At 36.2% G+C, this 4,181-nt stretch carries 3 protein-coding genes; 2 read left to right on the forward strand and 1 reads right to left on the reverse strand.

Annotated features, from left to right (window positions below; all coding sequences use genetic code 11):
* Positions 1-665: 665 nt before the first annotated feature.
* On the reverse strand, positions 666-893 hold the full coding sequence (locus tag B8T70_RS23140; RefSeq protein WP_039116640.1) for a CDGSH iron-sulfur domain-containing protein: 228 nt from the start codon (positions 891-893) through the stop codon (positions 666-668).
* Between the two features lie 570 nt (positions 894-1,463).
* Here B8T70_RS23140 and metG point away from each other — a divergent pair.
* Together metG and B8T70_RS23150 are read left to right on the forward strand one after the other, a co-directional pair.
* Positions 1,464-3,521 carry a methionine--tRNA ligase gene (gene metG / locus B8T70_RS23145; protein WP_086896396.1) on the forward strand — a complete coding sequence of 686 codons (2,058 nt, stop codon included), beginning with the start codon at positions 1,464-1,466 and terminating at the stop codon, positions 3,519-3,521.
* Between the two features lie 252 nt (positions 3,522-3,773).
* Positions 3,774-4,049 (forward strand): hypothetical protein, encoded by a 276-nt coding sequence (locus B8T70_RS23150; RefSeq protein WP_086896397.1) that lies wholly within the window; start codon positions 3,774-3,776, stop codon positions 4,047-4,049.
* The last annotated feature ends 132 nt before the right edge of the window (positions 4,050-4,181 follow it).

Raw genomic sequence — 4,181 nt, forward strand, 5'->3', positions numbered from 1 at the left:
TCCGTTTTCTTCTTTCTTATCAATCTTTCAAGGAACTTTCCGTTATTTAGCGGGGTGCAAATGTAACATCCGTTTTCCATTCTCACAAGCTTTTCGAAATCTTTTTTTTTTAGAATTTTATTTCTAATTTGATTCGTCTTGCTTGTCAGTATTTAAAGGAACGTTTGTCGTTGTTGCGGGTGCAAAACTACCACCTTTATCTAGATAAACAATACCTTTTAGAGAGTATTTTTGGTTTATTTTTTATTCTTTTCTTAATACTCTGATAACGCACCCCTTACGGTCTGTTATTTTTTGTTGTTTTCTATCTGCTTTGGGCACTTTAGGGCATTTGACCTGTTTTTCCCTTGGTTTTGCTGGATTTCTTGGGGCTTCTCGCATTCTTGTTTCTCGCAGATTTAGCAGATTTCGAGCTTCCTATCCCTGATAGCCACGAAGCATCGGGGAAAATCCTTGGCCTTTTTCCTTTAAAAGGACAACACTGGAGCATCCCAAAGATTCGGGAGCAGGAAACAGCTCCTAAAAAAGCTTCTCCTATATAGTATAGTAAAATATCGCTCCTATTATATAAGGAGAAAAGCTCTCCTTAAATATAGGTACATAAAAGAAGAAGCCCTCTCATAATTTGAGAGGGCTTCTTCTTAGGTTTTTGAGAAATAGAATTCTTAATTCGTTTTCATTGGTGGCAAATCGAATGCTTTTGAATCGTGTTCGAAGTTGTTACGGTGTGAACCGTCACAAAAAGGTTTATTAACAGATAGTCCACAACGACAAAGCCCTAATGCAGCTCTTCCTTGTAATCCGTAAACTGTCCCTTCTGAATCCAATATTTCGAAATCACCTTCTATCTTGATAGATCCGTTTTTATTAATTATTAGTTTAGTCTTGCTCATAATGTTCTTTTCTTTTTTTGCATCAAAGATTGCAAAATATATTCCGAACGATTTGCATTAGATTGTGGTTTTTATGGATTGAAGGCTTAGTTTAAATTAATTCTACTTTATGAGGTAAGCTATTACGCGAAGTTGCGCAAAGATTACACAGAGATTCACAAAGTTTTCTCCACCCAATGCTTTATTATCCTCTTCGTGGATTCTCTCTGCGCAAAAGCTACACAGAGATTCGCAAAGGTATTTACAGGACTTTGGCTCCGCTCAGTCTGACAAGTTTGCATCTTAGAGCTTTTGCCATTTGGTCACTTAGTAACTCTGCTACACTTCATCTTTATCCTATATAATCTACAAAACTTGGTGTTTTCTAGCCCAGATAGGAACGGCATCCTTTGCTTGCCTTCTTTAGGCAAGTAAAGATAAAGTGGATAGCTGGAAATAGCTCCTGATAAAAAAGAATATCCCGAAGCGTCGGGACTCAATTCTATTGCTTATTTTTGCACAGAATTTATCATAATAAAACCTAAAGTCGGCTTATATTACGACTTTATCAGAAAAATAAAAATCAATTTTATGTTACAAAATCCTAAGAGATATACCATTACTGCTGCTTTACCTTATACGAACGGACCGATACACATTGGCCATTTGGCGGGCGTTTACGTGCCATCGGACATTTATTCTCGCTACTTACGTATGCAGGGGAAAGATGTGGCTTTTATTTGCGGAAGCGATGAGCACGGTGTGGCGATTTCTATGAAAGCTAAAAAGGAAGGTATTACTCCGCAAGAGGTTATTAACAAATATGACGGAATTATCCGTAAATCTTTTATCGATTTCGGAATTTCTTTTGATAATTATTCTAGAACTTCGGCTAAAATTCATCATGATACGGCTTCGGAATTTTTTAGAACGTTGTATGATAAAGGTGATTTTATTGAAGAAGTAACGGAACAATTATATGATTCTAAAGCGAATCAGTTTCTTGCTGATCGTTTTGTTGTTGGAACTTGTCCTAAATGTGGCAATGAAGAGGCTTACGGGGATCAGTGCGAAAAATGTGGATCTACGCTTAATGCAACTGATTTGATTAACCCGAAATCGACTATTACTGGTGAAACTCCAATTTTAAAATCGACTAAACACTGGTTTTTACCTTTGGACAGATATACTGATTTCTTGACGGAATGGATTTTGGTCGGTCATAAAAATGACTGGAAACCTAATGTTTATGGTCAAGTAAAATCATGGGTTGATGGTGGACTTGAGCCTCGTGCTGTAACGCGTGATCTTGACTGGGGAATTGATGTTCCTGTGGAAGGTGCTGAAGGGAAAAAATTATATGTTTGGTTTGATGCTCCTATCGGTTACATCTCATCGACTAAAGAATGGGCTGCACGCGAAGGTAAAGATTGGGAACCGTACTGGAAGGATGAAGATACTAAACTGGTACATTTTATTGGGAAAGACAATATTGTTTTTCACTGTATTATTTTCCCTGCGATGCTTAAAGCTGAAGGAAGTTATATTTTGCCAGACAACGTTCCTGCAAATGAGTTTTTGAATTTGGAAGGAAATAAACTTTCGACTTCTAAGAACTGGGCGGTTTGGTTACATGAATATTTAGAAGATTTTCCTGAGAAGCAAGATGTTTTGCGTTATGCACTGACAGCTAATGCTCCGGAAACTAAAGATAATGATTTTACCTGGAAAGATTTTCAGGCTAGAAACAACAACGAATTGGTTGCCGTTTTTGGTAACTTTATTAATCGTGTTGTGGTTTTGACTAATAAATATTACGACGGTTTTATTCCTACTCCAAATGAATTAACGGAGATTGACGAAGCTACTCTAGCTGAATTAAAAGCATATCCTGCTGTTATTTCTAGTTCGGTAGAACGTTACAGATTCCGTGAAGCATTGGGTGAGTTAATGAATGTTGCTCGTTTAGGAAATAAATATCTTGCCGATGAGGAGCCGTGGAAAGTTATGAAAGACAATCCGGAACGTGTAAAAACTCAGATGTATGTAGCATTACAAATTGCTGCTGCGTTGAGCATTTTATCTGAACCGTTCTTGCCTTTTACTGCTACTAAATTATCGAGAATATTAAAGAATGAAGGCAAACTGAAATGGAGTGACATCGCTGAAACTTCGGATTTAATTCCTGCTGGTCACCAGATTGGTGAAGCTGAATTACTTTTTGCTAAAATTGAAGATGAAGAAATTCAGAAACAAATAGATAAACTAGAAGCTACAAAAACTGCTAATCTTGCTGAAAACAAACAACCTGAGCCTCAGAAAGATTTGATTCAGTTTGAGGATTTTGCCAAAATGGATTTGCGTGTAGGAACTATCCTTGAAGCGGAAAAGATGCCGAAAGCTAATAAACTTTTGATTCTGAAAGTTGATACTGGAATTGATGTTCGTACAATTGTTTCGGGAATTGCTGAGAGTTTTTCGCCAGAAGAAATAGTTGGAAAACGTGTAACTGTGCTAGCAAACTTAGCTCCAAGAGCATTACGTGGCGTTGAAAGTCAAGGAATGATCTTAATGACTACAAATGCTGAAGGAAAATTGGTTTTTGTAAATCCTGATGCTGATGCTGCAAATGGAGAAACGATAAACTAGTTTTTTGTGAAATGTCAGATGTGAGAATATAAAAAATAAAGTATTTTCTTATATTTTGTTGTTGTTCTCTGAATTTATAGTTGTACGTTTGCTCTGCAAAAATACCTTAAGGAGCAATCCTAAAATTATATTATAAATTAACATAAGCGATTCCCTCGCCATGATGTCCCTTTGGAAACTACGGGAAATCTATCCTTACGGGTATTTTTGCACATCTAAAGCGAGGGTTTCGTGTACATATTATTTTCGATTATGCAAAAAGAAAAAGTAATAAGAACGCATCATGATGTAATGCCATCCGTGGCAAACTTCCTTTCTGCCCTTTGGCTTGAAGGTGAATTTAGAAACCAACCCGAATATTTAACTGAAATATTCGATATGATTCTAGAATCTGAAATTGGGAATAATCTCGATATCAGAACTAAAATGATTGGTTGCATAAAAACTAGTCGGATGCTCGCCAAATCACTTGAGCCTTTTTCGGATAAACAAATAGAAAAAGCTTGTAATAAAATGGTTAATGTCTGAGATTAAAATAATAAAACGCGTGAATTTCTTAATTGATTCACGCGTTTTTTACTTTAAAAAAAACTTTTCTTACCTAATTATATTTAAGAGAAAAACAAGATATTAGCCAGACAAAAATCAAACCTCCAATAA

It is taken from the genome of Flavobacterium sp. AJR, assembly GCF_002156885.1.
Lineage (GTDB): Bacteria > Bacteroidota > Bacteroidia > Flavobacteriales > Flavobacteriaceae > Flavobacterium.